Annotated in this window: 13 protein-coding genes; 2 read left to right on the forward strand and 11 right to left on the reverse strand. The window is 66.4% G+C overall.

Going from position 1 to position 15,560, the window contains the following annotated elements; all coding sequences use genetic code 11:
* Positions 1–3 precede the first annotated feature (3 nt).
* The 8 genes from ACZ1II_RS02860 to ACZ1II_RS02895 form a co-directional block, all read right to left on the reverse strand.
* The gene (locus ACZ1II_RS02860; RefSeq protein ID WP_465144293.1) at positions 4–1,419 is read right to left on the reverse strand and encodes an aminotransferase class III-fold pyridoxal phosphate-dependent enzyme; all 1,416 of its coding nucleotides are present in this window, start codon (positions 1,417–1,419) and stop codon (positions 4–6) included.
* A gap of 111 nt (positions 1,420–1,530) precedes the next feature.
* Complete coding sequence (locus tag ACZ1II_RS02865; protein ID WP_465144294.1) at positions 1,531–2,604, reverse strand: tartrate dehydrogenase; 1,074 nt, start codon at positions 2,602–2,604, stop codon at positions 1,531–1,533.
* A 33-nt stretch (positions 2,605–2,637) separates the two neighbouring features.
* The gene (locus ACZ1II_RS02870) at positions 2,638–4,110 is read right to left on the reverse strand and encodes an NAD-dependent succinate-semialdehyde dehydrogenase (protein WP_465144295.1); all 1,473 of its coding nucleotides are present in this window, start codon (positions 4,108–4,110) and stop codon (positions 2,638–2,640) included.
* Positions 4,110–4,961, reverse strand: coding sequence for a GNAT family N-acetyltransferase (locus ACZ1II_RS02875; RefSeq protein WP_465144296.1), 852 nt, complete (start codon positions 4,959–4,961; stop codon positions 4,110–4,112). Before ACZ1II_RS02875 ends, ACZ1II_RS02870 begins: the two co-directional genes overlap by 1 nt.
* A gap of 126 nt (positions 4,962–5,087) precedes the next feature.
* Positions 5,088–6,911: an ABC transporter ATP-binding protein gene (locus ACZ1II_RS02880; protein WP_465144297.1), complete on the reverse strand. Its 1,824-nt coding sequence runs from the start codon at positions 6,909–6,911 to the stop codon at positions 5,088–5,090.
* Complete coding sequence (locus ACZ1II_RS02885) at positions 6,908–7,729, reverse strand: ABC transporter permease (protein ID WP_465144298.1); 822 nt, start codon at positions 7,727–7,729, stop codon at positions 6,908–6,910. Before ACZ1II_RS02885 ends, ACZ1II_RS02880 begins: the two co-directional genes overlap by 4 nt.
* A complete protein-coding gene (locus ACZ1II_RS02890) occupies positions 7,729–8,724 on the reverse strand; it encodes an ABC transporter permease (protein WP_465144299.1) in 996 nt (331 codons plus the stop codon). The genes ACZ1II_RS02885 and ACZ1II_RS02890 overlap by 1 nt, the downstream gene beginning before the upstream one ends.
* Positions 8,724–10,259 carry an ABC transporter substrate-binding protein gene (locus ACZ1II_RS02895; protein ID WP_465144300.1) on the reverse strand — a complete coding sequence of 512 codons (1,536 nt, stop codon included), beginning with the start codon at positions 10,257–10,259 and terminating at the stop codon, positions 8,724–8,726. Before ACZ1II_RS02895 ends, ACZ1II_RS02890 begins: the two co-directional genes overlap by 1 nt.
* A gap of 453 nt (positions 10,260–10,712) precedes the next feature.
* Here ACZ1II_RS02895 and ACZ1II_RS02900 point away from each other — a divergent pair, with 453 nt between their 5' ends.
* A complete protein-coding gene (locus ACZ1II_RS02900) occupies positions 10,713–11,903 on the forward strand; it encodes an acetyltransferase domain-containing protein (RefSeq protein ID WP_465144301.1) in 1,191 nt (396 codons plus the stop codon).
* Positions 11,904–12,070: 167 nt separating this feature from the next.
* Here the strand turns inward: ACZ1II_RS02900 and ACZ1II_RS02905 are convergent, their stop codons facing one another.
* From ACZ1II_RS02905 to ACZ1II_RS02915, 3 genes are all read right to left on the reverse strand, one after another.
* Positions 12,071–12,781: a cupin domain-containing protein gene (locus ACZ1II_RS02905; RefSeq protein ID WP_465144302.1), complete on the reverse strand. Its 711-nt coding sequence runs from the start codon at positions 12,779–12,781 to the stop codon at positions 12,071–12,073.
* Positions 12,778–13,446 (reverse strand): haloacid dehalogenase type II, encoded by a 669-nt coding sequence (locus ACZ1II_RS02910; protein WP_465144303.1) that lies wholly within the window; start codon positions 13,444–13,446, stop codon positions 12,778–12,780. Before ACZ1II_RS02910 ends, ACZ1II_RS02905 begins: the two co-directional genes overlap by 4 nt.
* Before the next feature lie 152 nt (positions 13,447–13,598).
* Positions 13,599–14,933, reverse strand: a complete 1,335-nt coding sequence (locus ACZ1II_RS02915) for an NAD(P)/FAD-dependent oxidoreductase (protein ID WP_465144304.1) — start codon at positions 14,931–14,933, stop codon at positions 13,599–13,601.
* On the opposite strand from ACZ1II_RS02915, the gene ACZ1II_RS02920 reads away from it, so the two are divergent.
* Positions 14,923–15,288 (forward strand): hypothetical protein, encoded by a 366-nt coding sequence (locus ACZ1II_RS02920; protein WP_465144305.1) that lies wholly within the window; start codon positions 14,923–14,925, stop codon positions 15,286–15,288. The genes ACZ1II_RS02915 and ACZ1II_RS02920 overlap by 11 nt on opposite strands.
* Positions 15,289–15,560: the final 272 nt, after the last annotated feature.

Below are 15,560 nucleotides of genomic sequence, written 5' to 3' on the forward strand. Positions count from 1 at the left end.
GTCTCAGCGACCCATCGCCGCGCGGATGTCGGGCATTTCGAGCAGCGCGTCGAGAGCACCTTCCACACGTTCGAAGATCATGTCCATCTCGCCGTCGTTGCAGCACAGGGCAGGCGCGAAACCTATCACCGCATTTCCGAAGCAGCGCACGATGACGCCCTGCTCCCAGGTAAGCGCGGAAAGCCTGCCGCCCACGTCGAGATCGGCGGAAAAGCCCGCTTTCGTGCTCTTGTCCGTGACCAGTTCGATCGCGCCCAGTAGGCCGCGTCCGCGCGTGTCTCCCACCAGGGGATGCGCCCTGATCCGTTCGAGGTGCTGCGCGAAACGAATACCCACCCGCTCGCCGTTCGAGAGCAGGCCGCCTTCCTGATAGAGCCTGAGCACTTCCAGCGCGATGGCGGCGCTGACCGGGTGGCCGGAGTAGGTGAAACCGTGGCCGATAGGCAGGGCTTTGGGGGCGGCATCGGCAATCGTATCGTAGACGTGATCGGCCATCAGCACGGCGCCCATCGGCGCGTAGCCGGAGGTAAGTCCCTTGGCGAGCGTCATGAAGTCGGGCGTCACGCCCTCTGCCTCGCAGGCGAACATCGGGCCGGTGCGGCCGAAACCGGTGATGACCTCGTCCACCAGCATCAGGATCCCCAGTTCGTCGCAGGCGGTGCGCAGCGCCTTCAGCCAGCCCTTGGGCGGCACGATCACGCCGCCCGAACCCTGGATCGGCTCGCAGCAGAAGGCGGCGACGTTCTCGGCGCCGAGTTCCTCGACCTTGGCCTTGAGCGCGGCGACCGTGGAGGCGATCACCGCGGCATCGTCATGCCCTTCGGGATGGCGATAGGGATAGGGCGAGGGGATATGGTGCTGCCAGGGGCGCGGCAGGTCGAAGCCGCGATGGAAGTTGGCGAGCGCGGTAAGGCCCGCGCCGGTCGAGCTGGAGCCGTGGTAGCCCCAGTCGAGAGCGATGAACTGCTTCTTTTCCGGTTTGCCGATGGCATTGAAGTAATGGACGATATAGCGGACTGCGCTGTCGACCGCGTCAGATCCGCCCAGCGTGAAGAACACATGGCCGAGGCCTTCGGGGGCGAGCGAGGTCAGTTCGTCGGCCAGCCGGATCGCGGGTTCGCTGCCGAAGTGGAAGTAGCCGGTGGCGTAAGGCAGGCGGCGCATCTGCTCGGCAGCGGCTTCGACGATGCTTTCCTGGCCGTAGCCGACATTCACGCACCACAGGCCCGCGAAGGCATCGAGCACGCGGCGACCGCCGATATCTGTCAGCCACATGCCGTCGCCGGATTCGAGAATCTTCGCGCCGTGGCGCTCGTGCCCTCGGAAGGAGGTGACCGGGTGGATCAGGTGCCGGCGGTCTAGTTCCAGCAGGGCCTGGTTGTGGGATCGGGCGAACCGGGGATCGTGCGCTTCAGTCATGGGCACAGATTATGCCGCAGGATCGGTCTGTTGCGCTGAAACTGGGGTCTTGCGGTGCCTTCCGCACCATTTGGAGGGGGCAGTGCGGCATTTAATGCCGCACTGCAAAAGTCAGATGGATTCGGCGATCGCCTTGCCGCAATGGAGCGTATTGGCGCTGCCGCCAAGGTCTCCGGTGCGGCCTGCCGGGGTGGACAGCACGGCCTCGATGGCGGCCATGATCGCTGCGGCAGCTTCTGCTTCGCCGAGGTGCTCCAGCATCATCGCCGCCGACCAGATCTGGCCGACCGGATTGGCGATGCCCTTGCCCGCGATATCGGGCGCGGAACCGTGGACCGGCTCGAACAGCGAGGGGTGGGTGCCGTCCGGATTGATGTTGCCCGAAGGGGCGACGCCGATGGTGCCGGTGCAGGCCGGGCCAAGGTCGCTGAGGATATCACCGAAGAGGTTGGAGGCGACCACCACGTCGAAGCGCTGCGGGTTCAGCACGAACTGTGCGGTCAGGATGTCGATATGGTACTTGTCATGGGTGACGCCGGGGAATTCGGCGGCGATGGCTTCCACGCGCTGGTCCCAGAACGGCATGGTGATGGCGATGCCGTTGGACTTGGTGGCGCTGGTGAGGTGGCCGCGCTCGCGCTTGCTGGCAAGATCGAAGGCATAACGCAGCACGCGGTCGACACCGAAGCGGGTCATGACTGTTTCCTGCATCACGATTTCGCGCTCGGTGCCGGGGAACATGTGGCCGCCGACGGCGCTGTATTCGCCCTCGGTGTTCTCGCGCACGACCCAGAAGTCGATATCGCCGGGCTTGCGGCCCGCCAGCGGGCAGGGCACGCCGGGCATCAGGCGCACGGGGCGCAAGTTGACGTACTGGTCGTATTCGCGGCGGAACTGGAGCAGCGATCCCCAGAGCGAGACATGGTCGGGCACCGTATCCGGCCAGCCCACCGCGCCGAAGAACAGCGCATCGACCTTGCCGATCCGCGCCTTCCAGTCCTGCGGCATCATCTCGCCATGCTTCAGGTAATAGTCGCAGGAGGCGAAATCGTGCCATTGCAGGTCGAGCGCGAAGCCGAAGCGGCGCGCGGCCGCTTCCAGTACGCGAACGCCCTCGGGCATGACTTCCTTGCCGATGCCGTCACCGGGGATGACGGCAATCGAATAGCGGCGGCTGGCGTTCACGGGAGAACCTTTCGTATCAGGAATTGCTGTCGGTCAGCCTTCGAGGCCGCCGATGTGGAAGGCCTTGGTTTCGAGATATTCCTCGATCCCCACCTGTCCGCCTTCGCGGCCGAGGCCCGATTGCTTGATGCCGCCGAACGGGGCCATTTCCATGGCAATCGAGCCGGTGTTCAGCGCGATCATGCCCGCCTCCAGCCCCTCGGCCACGCGGAAGGCGCGGGCGAGGTCGCGGGTGAAGAAGTAGCTGGCAAGACCGTAGGGGGTGTCGTTGGCCATGCGGAGCGCCTCGTCCTCGGCGGCGAAGCGGAACAGGGGGGCGATCGGGCCGAAGGTTTCCTCGGTGGCGAGGGCCATGCCGGTCTCGGCCTCGGTCAGCACCACCGGGCGCACGAAGTTGGCGTCCTCGCGGCCCGAACCTTGCGCGACCACCTTGCCGCCGCGCGACAGGGCATCTTCGAGATGGCGCTCGACCTTGGCGACGGCGGCGGCGTTGATCAGCGGCCCGACGGTCGAGTCCGGATCGAAGCCCGGTGCGACATAGAGTGCGGAAACCGCTTCGCCGAGCCGCCGGGCGAACTCGTCATAGACGCCGTCATGGACCAGCACGCGGTTGGCGCAGACGCAGGTCTGTCCGGCATTACGGAACTTGCTGGCCATCGTCGCGCGCACGGCAAGGTCGAGATCGGCGTCCTCGAACACGATCAGCGGCGCATTGCCGCCCAGTTCGAAGCTGAGGCGCTTCACCGTGCCCGCGCACTGGCTCATCAGGAGCGAGCCGACGCGGGTGGAGCCGGTGAAGGAGAGCTTGCGCACGGCCGGGCTGGCGCAGATGGCATTGCCGATCGCCTCGGGGCGGCCGGTGACGACATTGACGACGCCCGCCGGAATCCCTGCGCGCAGGGCCAGATCGGCCAGCGCCAGTGCGGTGAGGGGGGTAAGGTCGGAAGGCTTGATGACCACCGGGCAGCCCGCCGCCAGGGCAGGCGCGCACTTGCGGGTAATCATCGCTGCCGGGAAGTTCCACGGCGTGATCGCGGCGCTGACGCCGACCGGCTCGACGAAGACGAGCACGCGGCGGCTCGTTTCCGGGCTGGCGACATTGCGTCCGCCGACGCGGCGGCCTTCCTCGGCGAACCACTTGATGAAGCTGGCGGCATAGGCGATCTCGCCGCGTGCCTCGGCCAAGGGCTTGCCCTGTTCGGCGGTCATGATCCGCGCCAGATCCTCGGCATGGGCGAGGACGAGGGCGTGCCAGGCTTCGAGCAGTTTGGCGCGGTCATGCGCGGTGCGGGCGCGCCAGGCAGGCCATGCGGCTTCGGCGGCGGCGATGGCGGCTTCGGTTTCCGCCGTGCCGCAATCGGGCACCGCGCCGAGCGCTTCGCCGCTGGCGGGATCGATGACCGGCATGGCGCCGGCAACGGCCTTGGCGTCAAGCCATTCACCGCCGATCAGCGCGGCCTGACGCAGCAGCGAGGCGTCTTCGAGCGAGGGGATGAGCGTCGCCATCAGCCGAGCGCCTGCGAGACGAGGCCGAACAGGCGGCAATGATCGTCGACGGCCGGGGCACTGCCGCGCACCATCGTGTGGACCTCGCCGACCTTGGGCAGTCCCAGTTCCTCCAGCCACTGCGAGAAGCCACCTTCCGCGGGCACGTCGAGACGGCAGAACGAGCCTGCGTAGGCGCCGATCCAGTGGCTGGCGAGCGCCTTGGCGCCGGTCAGGTCGGGCGCGACGATCGGGCCCACGGACCAGCCGCGTCCGAAACGGCGCATGTTGGCGAACCCTACCGGCACATGATCCTGCGCCAGCACCACGGCATTGCCGCCGGGGCCGAGGCTTTCGAACAGCCGGCCTCTGCCCATGCCCGTCGCGCGGTCGTAGAGATCGGCCAGATCCCGGTCGGCGCTGCCCAGCGGGCGCACGCGCTCTCCGGAGCGAAGCTGCGCCAGCGGCACCAGCGGCGCGGTGCCCTGATGCTGGTGGATCGTGCCGATCTGCTCGAAGCCGAACTTGCGATAGAGCGGGGCGCCTGCCTCGGTAGCGTTGAGCAGGACGGAGCAGCCTTCCAGCCGGTCGAGCATGGCCTGCATCAGGCGGCCGCCAAGGCCCTTGCCCTGGAAGGCATTGCCCACGATGACCATGCCCAGTGTCGCGTAAGTCGGCGCATAGCGCCAGGCCATCGTCGTGCCGACGATGCGGCCGTCCTGTTCGGCGACGAGCCCTTCGCCCAGGGCAAGATAGGCTTCCCAGTCTTCCTGACGGTGGGGCCATTCCTGTTCATAGGAAAGTTCGACGGCACCCTCGATGTCGCCGGGAGTCATTTCTCGGATCAGAATCGTATCTTCCACAGTCGCCATTGCTCGTTCCCTTTGAGTTTTAAGGGCCGTGGCCGGCCTTCTGATCTTGCCCTGTTCATTACGTGATGCCGCGCTTAGGCTTCTGCTTGTGGCATCGGGTGCCGCTCTCGCGCGCTTGACGGTAGATTATTCCGTGCCGAGCGCTTCCACCGGATGGTGGCAGAGCCAGGCATGGTTCAGGCCCTGCCGCAGTGGCGGAGCCTCGCAATTGCAGCGCCCGCGAATGGCCGAGACGCAGCGCGGCTCGAACCGGCAGATCTCGCGGTCGAGCGGCAGGCCGGTCCCGGCGGCGCGGGCGGCGCTCGATGCAAGCCAGCCGGGGTCCATCTGCGGCACCGATTCCAGCAGCAGGCGGGTATAGGGATGATGTGGTCCGCGCGCGAAAGCGGCGCAAGTCGCGCTCTCCACCGCCCGGCCGCCGTAAAGCACCATGATCCGGTCGCAGAAGGTGCGCACGGTGGAGATATCGTGGCTGATGAACATAACCGCGATGCCAAGATCACGGCGCAGGCTGTCGATCAGTTCGAGGATCGCCTGCCCGACGATGGTGTCGAGCGCGGAGGTCACCTCGTCGCAGATCAGCAGTTCCGGCTCGGCGGCGAGCGCGCGGGCGAGGTTGACGCGCTGCTTCTGCCCGCCCGAGAGCGCGCGGATATTGCGCGTGGCAGTGGCGGCGGGAAGCTGGATCAGGTCGAGCAACTGGGCCACGCGCTTCTGCGCGGCAGCGCCGCGAATGCCGTGGTGGAGCGCCAGTGGTCGGGCGAGCAGTTCGCCCACCGTCTTGACCGGATTGAGCGCGGTTTCGGCATGCTGGAACACCAGCTGCACCTTGCGAAACTGCTCACGGCTGCGCCCGCCAAGGCCCGCGGGAAGCGGGGTGCCGTCCAGCAGCACCTCGCCATCGGCGCGTGGGACCAGCCCGGCGACGACTTTGGCAAGGGTCGATTTGCCCGAACCGGATTCGCCGATGACGCCAACTGCCTCGCCGCGTCCGCAGAGCAGCGAGACGTCTTCGAGGATCGGCACTTCGGGCCGTCCGTCGCGGATCTTGCCATAGCCTGCGGAAAGGCCGTCGATCTGCAGCAGGGGCACGCATTCCTGCTCGGGCCGGGGCAGGCGGGTGAGGCCGCCATGGTCGGCGGCGGCGAGCAGGGCGCGGGTATAGGGATCGGTGGGGCTGTCGAAAACGGCGCCGAGCGATCCCGCCTCCCTGGTGCGCCCGTTCTGGAGTACCAGCACTTCGTCCGCCATCTGCGCGACGACCGGCAGGTCGTGGCAGACGTAGACGGCGGTGGCGCCGCTCTCGGCAATCGCAGCCTTGAAGGCTTTCAGCACTTCGACCTGGGTGGTCACGTCGAGCGCGGTGGTCGGCTCGTCGAAGATCAGCAGTTCGGGGCCGGTGATGAGCGCCATTGCCGCCATCAGGCGCTGGAGCTGGCCGCCGGAAAGCTGGTGAGGATAGCGCTCGCCGATGTTCTCGGGGTCCGGCAGCGAGAGGCTGGCGAAAATGCTCCGCGCCCGCGCCATCGCCTCCTTGCGGCTGGCAAGGCGGTGGACGAGCAGTGGCTCGATCACTTGCGCCATGATCGTGCGCGAGGGGTTGAAAGCCGCCGCCGCGCTCTGCGCCACATAGGCGACGCGGCGTCCGCGCAAGGCGCGTAGGGCCTTGCCGTCCATCAGGTCGACACGCTCGCCGCCGACTTCGATGGTCCCTCCTGCAATGCGTGCGCCGGGGCGGGCGTAGCCGGCAAGCGAGAGGGCGATGGTCGATTTACCGGAACCGGATTCGCCGATCAGCGCCAGCGTCCGGCCGGGTTCGACCGTGAAGCTGACATCCTCGACGATGGCGCGCTCGGCGTCGGGCGGACCGACGACGATGCGCAGGCCGGAGACCGATACCTGTCCGCGCCGGGCGGGGTTCAGGTGGGTTTCGCGTAAGGCCAGGCTCATGCCGCTTTCCCCTTCTTGAGCGCGTCGATCAGCAGGTTGGCGCCGACGGTCAGCGTGGCGATGGCAAGGGCTGGCGCAATGATCGCCGGGGCGCCCTCGGTAATGCCGGAGATGTTCTCGCGCACCAGCGAGCCGAGGTCGGCATGGGGCGGCTGTACGCCAAGACCGAGGAAGCTCAGTCCCGAAAGCAGCAGCACGATGAACACGAAGCGCAGGCCAAGGTCGGCCAGCAGCGGATGCAGCATGTTGGGCAGAATCTCGCCCAGCGCGATGCGGATCGGGGATTCGCCCTGGGCGCGGGCGAACGTCACGTAGTCCATCGCCGCTAGATCGAGCGCGATGGCGCGGGCGATGCGGAAGTTGCCGGGCACGTAGGTCACCGCAGCGATCAGCAGCAGCAGCCAGAGCGAGGAGCCGAAAGCCGCGACCATGACCAGCGCGAAGATTTTCGACGGGATCGAGATCAGCGTGTCCATCGTGCGCGAGACGACTTCGTCTACCCAGCCCTTGTGGACGGCAGCGACCAGTGCCAGCGAAGTGCCGGTCACGCTGGCCAGCAGCGCGGCGCCAAGGCCGAGGAACACGGTGTAACGTGCGCCCCAGAGCAGGCGGCTCAGCACGTCGCGGCCAAGGTAGTCGCTGCCGAGCCAGAACTTGCCCGACATCGGCGAGAACACGTCGTAGTCCACGAAGGCGCCCACAGCGTAGGGCGCGAGCAGCGGTCCGGCGAGCGCGGCGAGGAGCCAGAAGCAGACCAGGAACAGCCCGATGCGTCCCGGAAGTGGCAGCGACCGTGCGAAGGAAAGGAAAGGTGTCATCAGGCGCGCTGCCTCGGATTGCTGAGAATGGCGACGACGTCGGCGATGAGCACCAGCAGCAGGTAGGCGGCGCAGAAGATCATCGCGCAGCTTTGCAGCAGCGGCATGTCGCGGCTGGTGACGGCATTGACCATGAGGCTGGCAAGGCCGGGGAAGTTGAAGATGGTCTCGACGATGATCGCCCCGCCCAGCAGGTAGGACAGCGACAGCGCGGCGGCATTGACGATCGGGCCGATGGCGTTGGGCATCACATGCCAGAGGACGATGCTGCCGAACGGTACGCCTTTCAGCTCCGCCATCTCGACATAACCGGCGTCGAGTTGGTCGATCATCGCAGCGCGGGTCATGCGCGCCATCTGCGCGACGACCACGAAAGTCAGCGTCATCACCGGCAAGGCGCAGGAGCGGATGGTGTCGGCAAGGCTCGCTTCATCGGAAACCAGCGCGATCGAGGGCAGCCAGAGCAGCTTCACCGAGAACACCAGCACGCCGAGCGTGGCGACAAGGAACTCCGGCACCGCCACCATCGACAGAGTGGCGAGCGAAAGCACGCGGTCTACTTTGCCGCCGCGATGGACGGCTGCGGCGATGCCCATGGCCAGCGCCAGCGGCACCGCGATCAGGGCGGTGAAGCCTGCCAGCATCAGCGAATTGGGCAGCCGCTCGGCGATGATGTCGCGCACCGGCATGTTGGCGACCAGCGACTGACCGGGATCGGCGCGGAGCATGCCGCCCAGCCACTGGACGTAGCGGACGGGGGCAGGGCGATCGAGGCCCATCTCGTGGCGGAGCGCCGCGACCTGGGCGGGCGTCGCGCTCTGGCCCAGCGTTTCCTGCGCTGCGTCACCGGGCAGCAGGCCGCTGATGGTGAAGACCACGATGGAAACCAGCAGCAGCGTCAGCAGCGCCGAGGCGGTGCGGCGGGCGACGAGATGCAGGATCACGCTGGCGCCGCGCGGCGCCTTGCGGGCCACTTGGGGGAATGCGCCCGCCATCAGGCGTCCAGCCATACGTGTCGAGAGAAGCGGTAGCCCATGAAGGCGCCCAGCGGGATCGGTTGGAGGCCCTTGATCCGTTTGTCATAGCCGTCGATCAGGCTGATGAACACGGGAATGGCGGTGCCGGCCTTGTCGTGGATGATCCTCTGCATCTCGCCGTAGATTTCCTTGCGCAAGGTCTCGTCCGGCTGCGAACGGGCATCGACCAGCAGGCGGTCGAAGCGCTCGTTCTTCCAGCCGGTCTCGTTCCAGTCGCCGTCGGACTTGTAGAACTGGCTGAACAGCAGGTCCGCCGTCGGGCGGGGGTTGGTGTTGCCGAAGGTCATCGGATGGCGCATCCAGTGGGTCGACCAGTAGCCGTCCGCCGGCACGCGGTTGACCGCCAGTTCCAGCCCAGCCTGGGCGCCGAATTCCTGGAGGATCGAGGCCATGTCGACCGAGCCTTCGGCGGCGGGCGAGCAGTAGAGCGGCACGCGCACACCCTTGAGACCGGCCTTGGCGATGTGCCAGCGCGCCCGGTCGAGATCGAGCGCGGTCTGCGGGATGTTCGGGTTGTAATAGGGGTGGAAGGGCGGGATCGGCTGGTCGTTGCCGATCGTCGCATGGCCCCGGAACAGCGCGCGCTTGACCAGCGGCCGGTCGATCAGGTGCTTGATCGCTTCCACGAAATGCGGATTGCCGGTGGGTGCGGCGTCGGCGCGCATGATGAGGTCGGTATAGAGACCCGAGGGCGTGGCCATCACCCGGTGGCTGCCGCTTGCCTCGATGCGGCGGATCGAACGGGGATTGACCGCGTTGACCATGTGGCAATCGCCCGCGAGCAGCGCGTTGACGCGGCTGACTTCGTCGGGAATTGCGATCAGCTCGATCCGGTCGAGATAGGGGCGTCCGGGAATCCGGTAGTCGGCGAAACGCTCGCCCACGGTGCGCACGCCGGGCTGGAAGTGGCGGACGCGGAAGGGGCCGGTGCCGTTGCCGCGCGGATGGGTGTCGCCCTTGCGAACGATGGCGAACTGCGGCTGTGAGAGGATCGCGGGCAAGTCGGCATTGGGCGCGGTCAGGCGGATCGTCACTTCGTGGCGGCCGCTGGCGCGTACCGAGGCGAAGTCCGCGGCGATGCCGGCGAGCTTCGAGGCGGTGGCCGGGTCCTTGTGGCGCAGCAGCGAGAAGACCACGTCGTCGGCCGTGAAGTCGCCGCCATCATGGAACGTGACGCCGCGCCGCAGCTTGATGACCCAGGTCTGCCGGTCGCGGCTTTCGAGGCTTTCGGCGAGATCCGGCACCGGACGCAATTGGGCGTCGGGCGTGGTGAGGCCTTCGTAGACCATGCCGATGCGCACATAGTCGGTCGAGACCGAGGCCTTGGCCGGATCGAGCGTGTCCGCCGTCGAGCTGGACTGGGTGGCGACGCGGATCGAACCGCCGCGCCGGGGCACCGCCAGCACTTCCTGCGCCCGGCCGAACGCCAGCAGGCCGGCCCCGGCAAGGCCGCCGGCCATCGCCGCGCGGCGGGAGAATCCGCTGCCGCTCATCGGCGGGCTTCCGGCATGTCCGCCCGGCCGCCGCAAGTGCTGTGTGGGGCTGAGCTGGAGCGGGAATTGGCCATGGGCGTGATCGTCTCTCTAGTGCCGTTTTTGCAGAAGCAGGCAGGACGCCGACTTCATGGTCTACAGCATCACGCTTCGATCGAAAGGTGCCTTCGATTGTGGGGTGCCAAATGCGCAGATCGGGAAATTTCACGCACGTTTGCAGCACAGTCTGCTGCGCGGCTTGCAGCCCTTACGCGTGCAACGCGCGCGTTCCTTGTGATTTCCTGGAAACCTTCACGGAACCGCGCGGCGTGCAGTCCGAATGCCCATTGGAACTCGCGGCACTTTGTTCCATTGGACTCGCGAAAATTGTCAGAAAATCCTCCGCGCGAGGTAAAAACGGGTGCTGAACGGACCGAGTCTCCTGTCCAATGCCTGAAAAGGAGGTTCGCAATCATGGCCACCATTGCCCGCTCTGAGCCACTCGGCTCTGCAGCCACACCCTTGAAGGCCGCCGCCCGGCGCCTGACCAGCATTGACGCCCTGCGTGGCTTCGTGATGGTGATCATGCTGCTCGACCATGTGCGCGAGACCTGGTTCCTGCATTTGCAGGTTTCTGACCCGGTCGATGCGCGCACGGTGATGCCGGCGCTGTTCTTCACCCGCTATCTCAGCACGATCTGCGCGCCGGTCTTCGTTGGGCTGACCGGACTGTCCGCCTTCCTCTACGGCCGCACCCATACCAAGGGTGAAGTCTCGCGCTTCCTGATCGAGCGCGGTCTGTTCCTGATGTTCCTCGAACTCACTTTCGTGAACTTCGCCTGGACCGCCAAGTATCCGCCCGAGACGATCTGGTTCCAGGTGATCTGGGCCATCGGCATCTCGATGATCGCACTGGCGGCGCTGCTGCACCTGCCGAGGAAGGCGATCTTCGCGATCGGCCTTGCCATCGTCTGCGGGCACAACCTGCTCGACGGCGTGCATGTCTCCCCGGATAGCCCGTTCTTCACGTCCTGGGCGATGCTGCACGAGCGTCAGGCCTGGGAGTTCGCGGGGATCACGTTCAAGACGACTTATCCGGTACTGCCCTGGATCGGCCTGATCTCGCTGGGCTACTGCATGGGGCCGTGGTTCGCGGGCGATCTGGCGCCGGAAGTGCGCCAGAAGCGCATGACGATGACCGGCCTCGGCATGCTGGCGGCCTTCGTCGCCCTGCGTGCCCTCAACGTCTACGGCGACGCACCGCGCTTCGTGGTGGAAGGCGACGGACTGCGCACTTTCATGAGCTTCATGGCGCTCACCAAGTATCCGCCTTCATTGCTCTACCTGCTGTTCAACTGCGGCCTCGGTCTCGTGCTGCTTTCTGCCTTCGAGAAGATCGACGGCGGGCGCGTGTCGCAGTGGCTCTCGGTCATGGGCGGGGCGCCGATGTTCTTCTACCTTCTGCACCTCTGCGTGCTGAAAGTGCTCTACCTGATCGCTTTCGCCATCTGGGGCGCGAACAAGGGCAAGTTCTTCGGTGTCGACAATCTGGCGTGGGTCTGGGTCTGGTACGTCGGCCTGATCGTGCCGCTCTACTTCCCGACGCGCTGGTTCTCGAACCTCAAGAAGCGCCGCCGCGACATCTGGTGGCTGAAGTACCTATAAAACCGAGCCCCCAACGCGGGTCGTACAGAGCGGGCCGGATCGCACCAGCGATCCGGCCCGTTTCCGTTCAGGCAGAGCCGTTGAAGCGCCGCCCCATGACGAGAAAAAGGCCGGGCCGCTGTGGAATGCGGCCCGGCCTCGTCTGTTGTCGGTGGCTGTCTGAGGTGTCAGGAACGCAGGATCACGAAGAGCTTGCGGGTAGCACCGATCGCCCGCCAAGAGGCGATCTCACCGGCCGGGACGATCACCAGATCGCCGGGCCGGGCCATGGCTTCGTTGCCCTCTGCATCGCCGAACGCGACTTCGCCTTCCAGCAGCAGCATGATTTCCCAATGCCCGTACGTCATCGGCAGGCGGTGATAGGGCGTGGAACTCCAGGTGCCTGCATAGAACAGCGTATCGGCGCTGCGGAAGTCCACGTGCTGGGCGCAGGCCGGTTCCTTGTCGCCGACCAGCAGATCGGGATTGGGCCGGGCGGAAGGCTCATGTACCGCGCCGAAGTCGATGCGGGTGAGCCGTGTACCCTCCGGTCCCGCCTTGGCGGCAGCTGCGACGATCGCGCGGACCGGCGTCGTCGCCCGCCAATGGAAAGTGGTGCCGGCCGGAATGACCGCCGCCTCGCCTGCGCTCAGGCGCAAGGTGACGGCATTGGCGGTGAGCGAGAGAATACCCTCCCGCACCAGCACGATCTCGCTCCGTTCACAGGTGGCGATGCCGTGGCCTTCGGCAAGCAGCAGGGCGTCGACGCGCATGCCGCCCGGAGGCACCGGCGCACCGACGCGGGCCGCGCGCCAGTCCTTCCCGTTGGGAGAACCGGCGGCGGCCGCGAAGGCGCCAAGATCGATGAAGGGAGCTTTGGCGGCGATGCTGCCGGTCACAGCCCGAGCAGGCCCGGCAGGCCGGAAATGTCGGGTATCTCGTTGACTTCGTAGTAGCTGTTCAGCGGCTCGTGCCCGCGATTGACGAAGGCTTTCATCGTCACGCCCATGTCGTAGGCGGTCATGAGGTCGTAGCGGAAGCTGGACGAGCAGTGCAGCACGTCCTCCGGATTGCAGTTCAGGCTGTCGAACATGAATTCGAAGCCCTTCATGCGCGGCTTGTAGGACTGCGCTTCCTCGGCGGTGTAGACGGCGTGGAAGGGGGCTTCCAGCGTCTTCACGGCATGGGGGATGAGGTCGATCATCGAGTTCGAGAGGATCACCAGCGGGAATTCCTCGGCCACGCGCTTCAGCGGCTCGATCACGTCGGGATGGGCACCCCAGTGCGGAATTTCGGCGTAGATCGCGGCCGTGTCGGCATCGCGGTATTCGACGCCTAGCTTCTTGCAGGTGCGGCGCAGCGCGCCTTCCACGACGTCGCGATAGGGCTTCCACGCGCCCATCACCTCATCGAGGCGATAGGACGAGAATTCGCGCACGAAGGCGTCCATGCGCTCGGGTTCGGGAAGGCGGTCGGCATAGGCGCGGCGTGCTGCCGGGCCCATCTCGAAGTAGATCAGCGTGCCGTAGCAATCGAACGTAATGTATTTCGGGCGCAGGGCCATCTTCGCGTTCCTCGTTGCGGATCAGGTGAGATAAGGATTGCGTCAGCGGGGGCGGGGAGTGACACCGGCTTTCCGGCTATCGAACGGCCTTCCAGCCGTATCCTGGCATGCTTGCGGCAGATCGTGCCGTGGCCGAATCTCCCCGTTCACGGTCAGCTTTTCCAGTCCAGGAAGCGATACCAGGCACCGACGAAAGGCAGGAACCACGGTGGCCCCAGATGGCCGGGGATGGGGTCGAATGCCTTGCCCGCCAGCGGATTGGCATCGGCCTCTCCGGCGATGACGCGGGCCATGCGGTCGCCGATGAAGCCGGAGAACTGCGCGCCGTGACCGCTGAGGCCGATGGCATAGTGCAGCCCCTGATGCTCGCCCGCGCGGGGCAGACGGTCCGGCGTCATGTCGAGCACGCCGCCCCAGGTGTAGTCGATCGGCACTTCGGCCAGTGCCGGGAACACCTCGTCCAGAGTCTGGCGCAGGATCGTGCCGCTCTTGGCGTCGCTGGACGGGTCGGAGAGGGCAAAACGCGCGCGGCCGCCGAAGATCAGGCGGTTGTCGGCGGTGAGGCGGAAGTAGTTGCCGATGTTCTTGGTCGTCACACAATTGCGCCGTCCGGTCATCGTCGCGGCTACCTGCTCGTCGGTCAGCGGCGCGGTGGCGACGATGAAGCTGCCCATCGGGATCGTGCGGCGGCGAATCCAGCGGAACGGGCCTTGCAGCGAAGGGCCGGTGGCGAGGAATACGGCCTCGGCCACGACATTGCCCTTGGGGGTCGTCACCCGGTGGCGTCCGCCCGGAAGGCGTTCGATGCCGGTGACGGGCGCATTCTCGAAGATCGCCGCGCCGTGGCGCGCCGCCGCTTCGGCGAGGCCGACGCCGTAGCGGCCCATATGCATATGAGCGCCGCGCGGCATGACGATGCCGGCATGGAAGGCATCGGACTTCACTTCGTTTTCCAGCGCCGCCTTGTCGAGGAAGACGAGATCCGGCTCGACCTCGCGGGCCAGGAATTCGCCCGCGCGCTTGAGGCCCTCGACATGGCTGGGCTTGGCGGCGAGCTTGATCTTGCCGTTGCGGACGAAGTCGCAGTCGATGCCTTCCTCGCGCACGGTCGCTTCGACGAAATCGACGGCCTCGTCGTAGAGTCCGTAGAGTCGCTTGGCTTCGGCCAGCCCGACTTTCGCCGCCAGCCCGCCGAGGTCTCCGGCGGTGCCGTTGTTGCAGTGCCCGCCGTTACGGCCCGAAGCGGCGGCAGCCACTTCTCCGGCTTCGAGCAGCACCGTATCGATCCCGCGCATCGCCAGGCTGCGGGCGGCGGACAGGCCGGTGAATCCTCCCCCGACCACGACAACCGAGGCGCGCTCGGGCACGCGGCCTTCCTTCGCCGATGAGAAGGGGACCCGCGTCTCGGTCCAGTAGGGCTTGAGCAGCATGTCTTGCGGTACTCCCAGGCGCCGGTCAGTCGGCGAAATCGGTGGAATGACGTTCATCGCGAGCCACATCCGCATGAATGGGGCGCTTGCATCCCACCTCGGTACGATCGCAGTGGATCATGCCGCCGGACAGGCGATTCACGGCAGGAAGGCTGCTGTCTCCCAAGAGGACCCGCGCCAGAAGAATGCTCGACTTTCCAGCATTTCCGGGGTTCGTAAGATCGAAGGCAAGGATGTTCGTCATGTCCGTGGCTCTCGTGCGGGGCGGCAGGATCGTCCGCTTTCGCCCCTGATTGCAAGCTACGGGCGCGCGGTGGCAGGATGTTCCGAATTTTCCGCCTTCCCGGTCGAAGCTGCCGCCGACCGGGTCATGGTCGGAAGCCGCGACGTGCCGGGCGGGCCTAGGGTGTAAACTCATAAACCGCACCATCGAGGCGCTCGAATGGCGAACAGCTCGGGCCGAAGCGGCCGCCGGGCGGGCTGGTTGCCCGTCCAAGGTCGATTTGGTTCGAGATGGAAGCCATTCGGGCGTCCCTTCGGGATTTGACCAAAATGGCCCAGCGCTGCGTCGGCAGGACTTGAAATATCGACATATTCCTTCGTCCTGCCTTCTTGCGCTGAGCCATTTTGCCTCAAACCTCGATGGTGCGGTTTATGAGTTTACACCCTAGCTTCGCCGCGACA

This window comes from Novosphingobium sp. BL-S-20 (assembly GCF_055521635.1).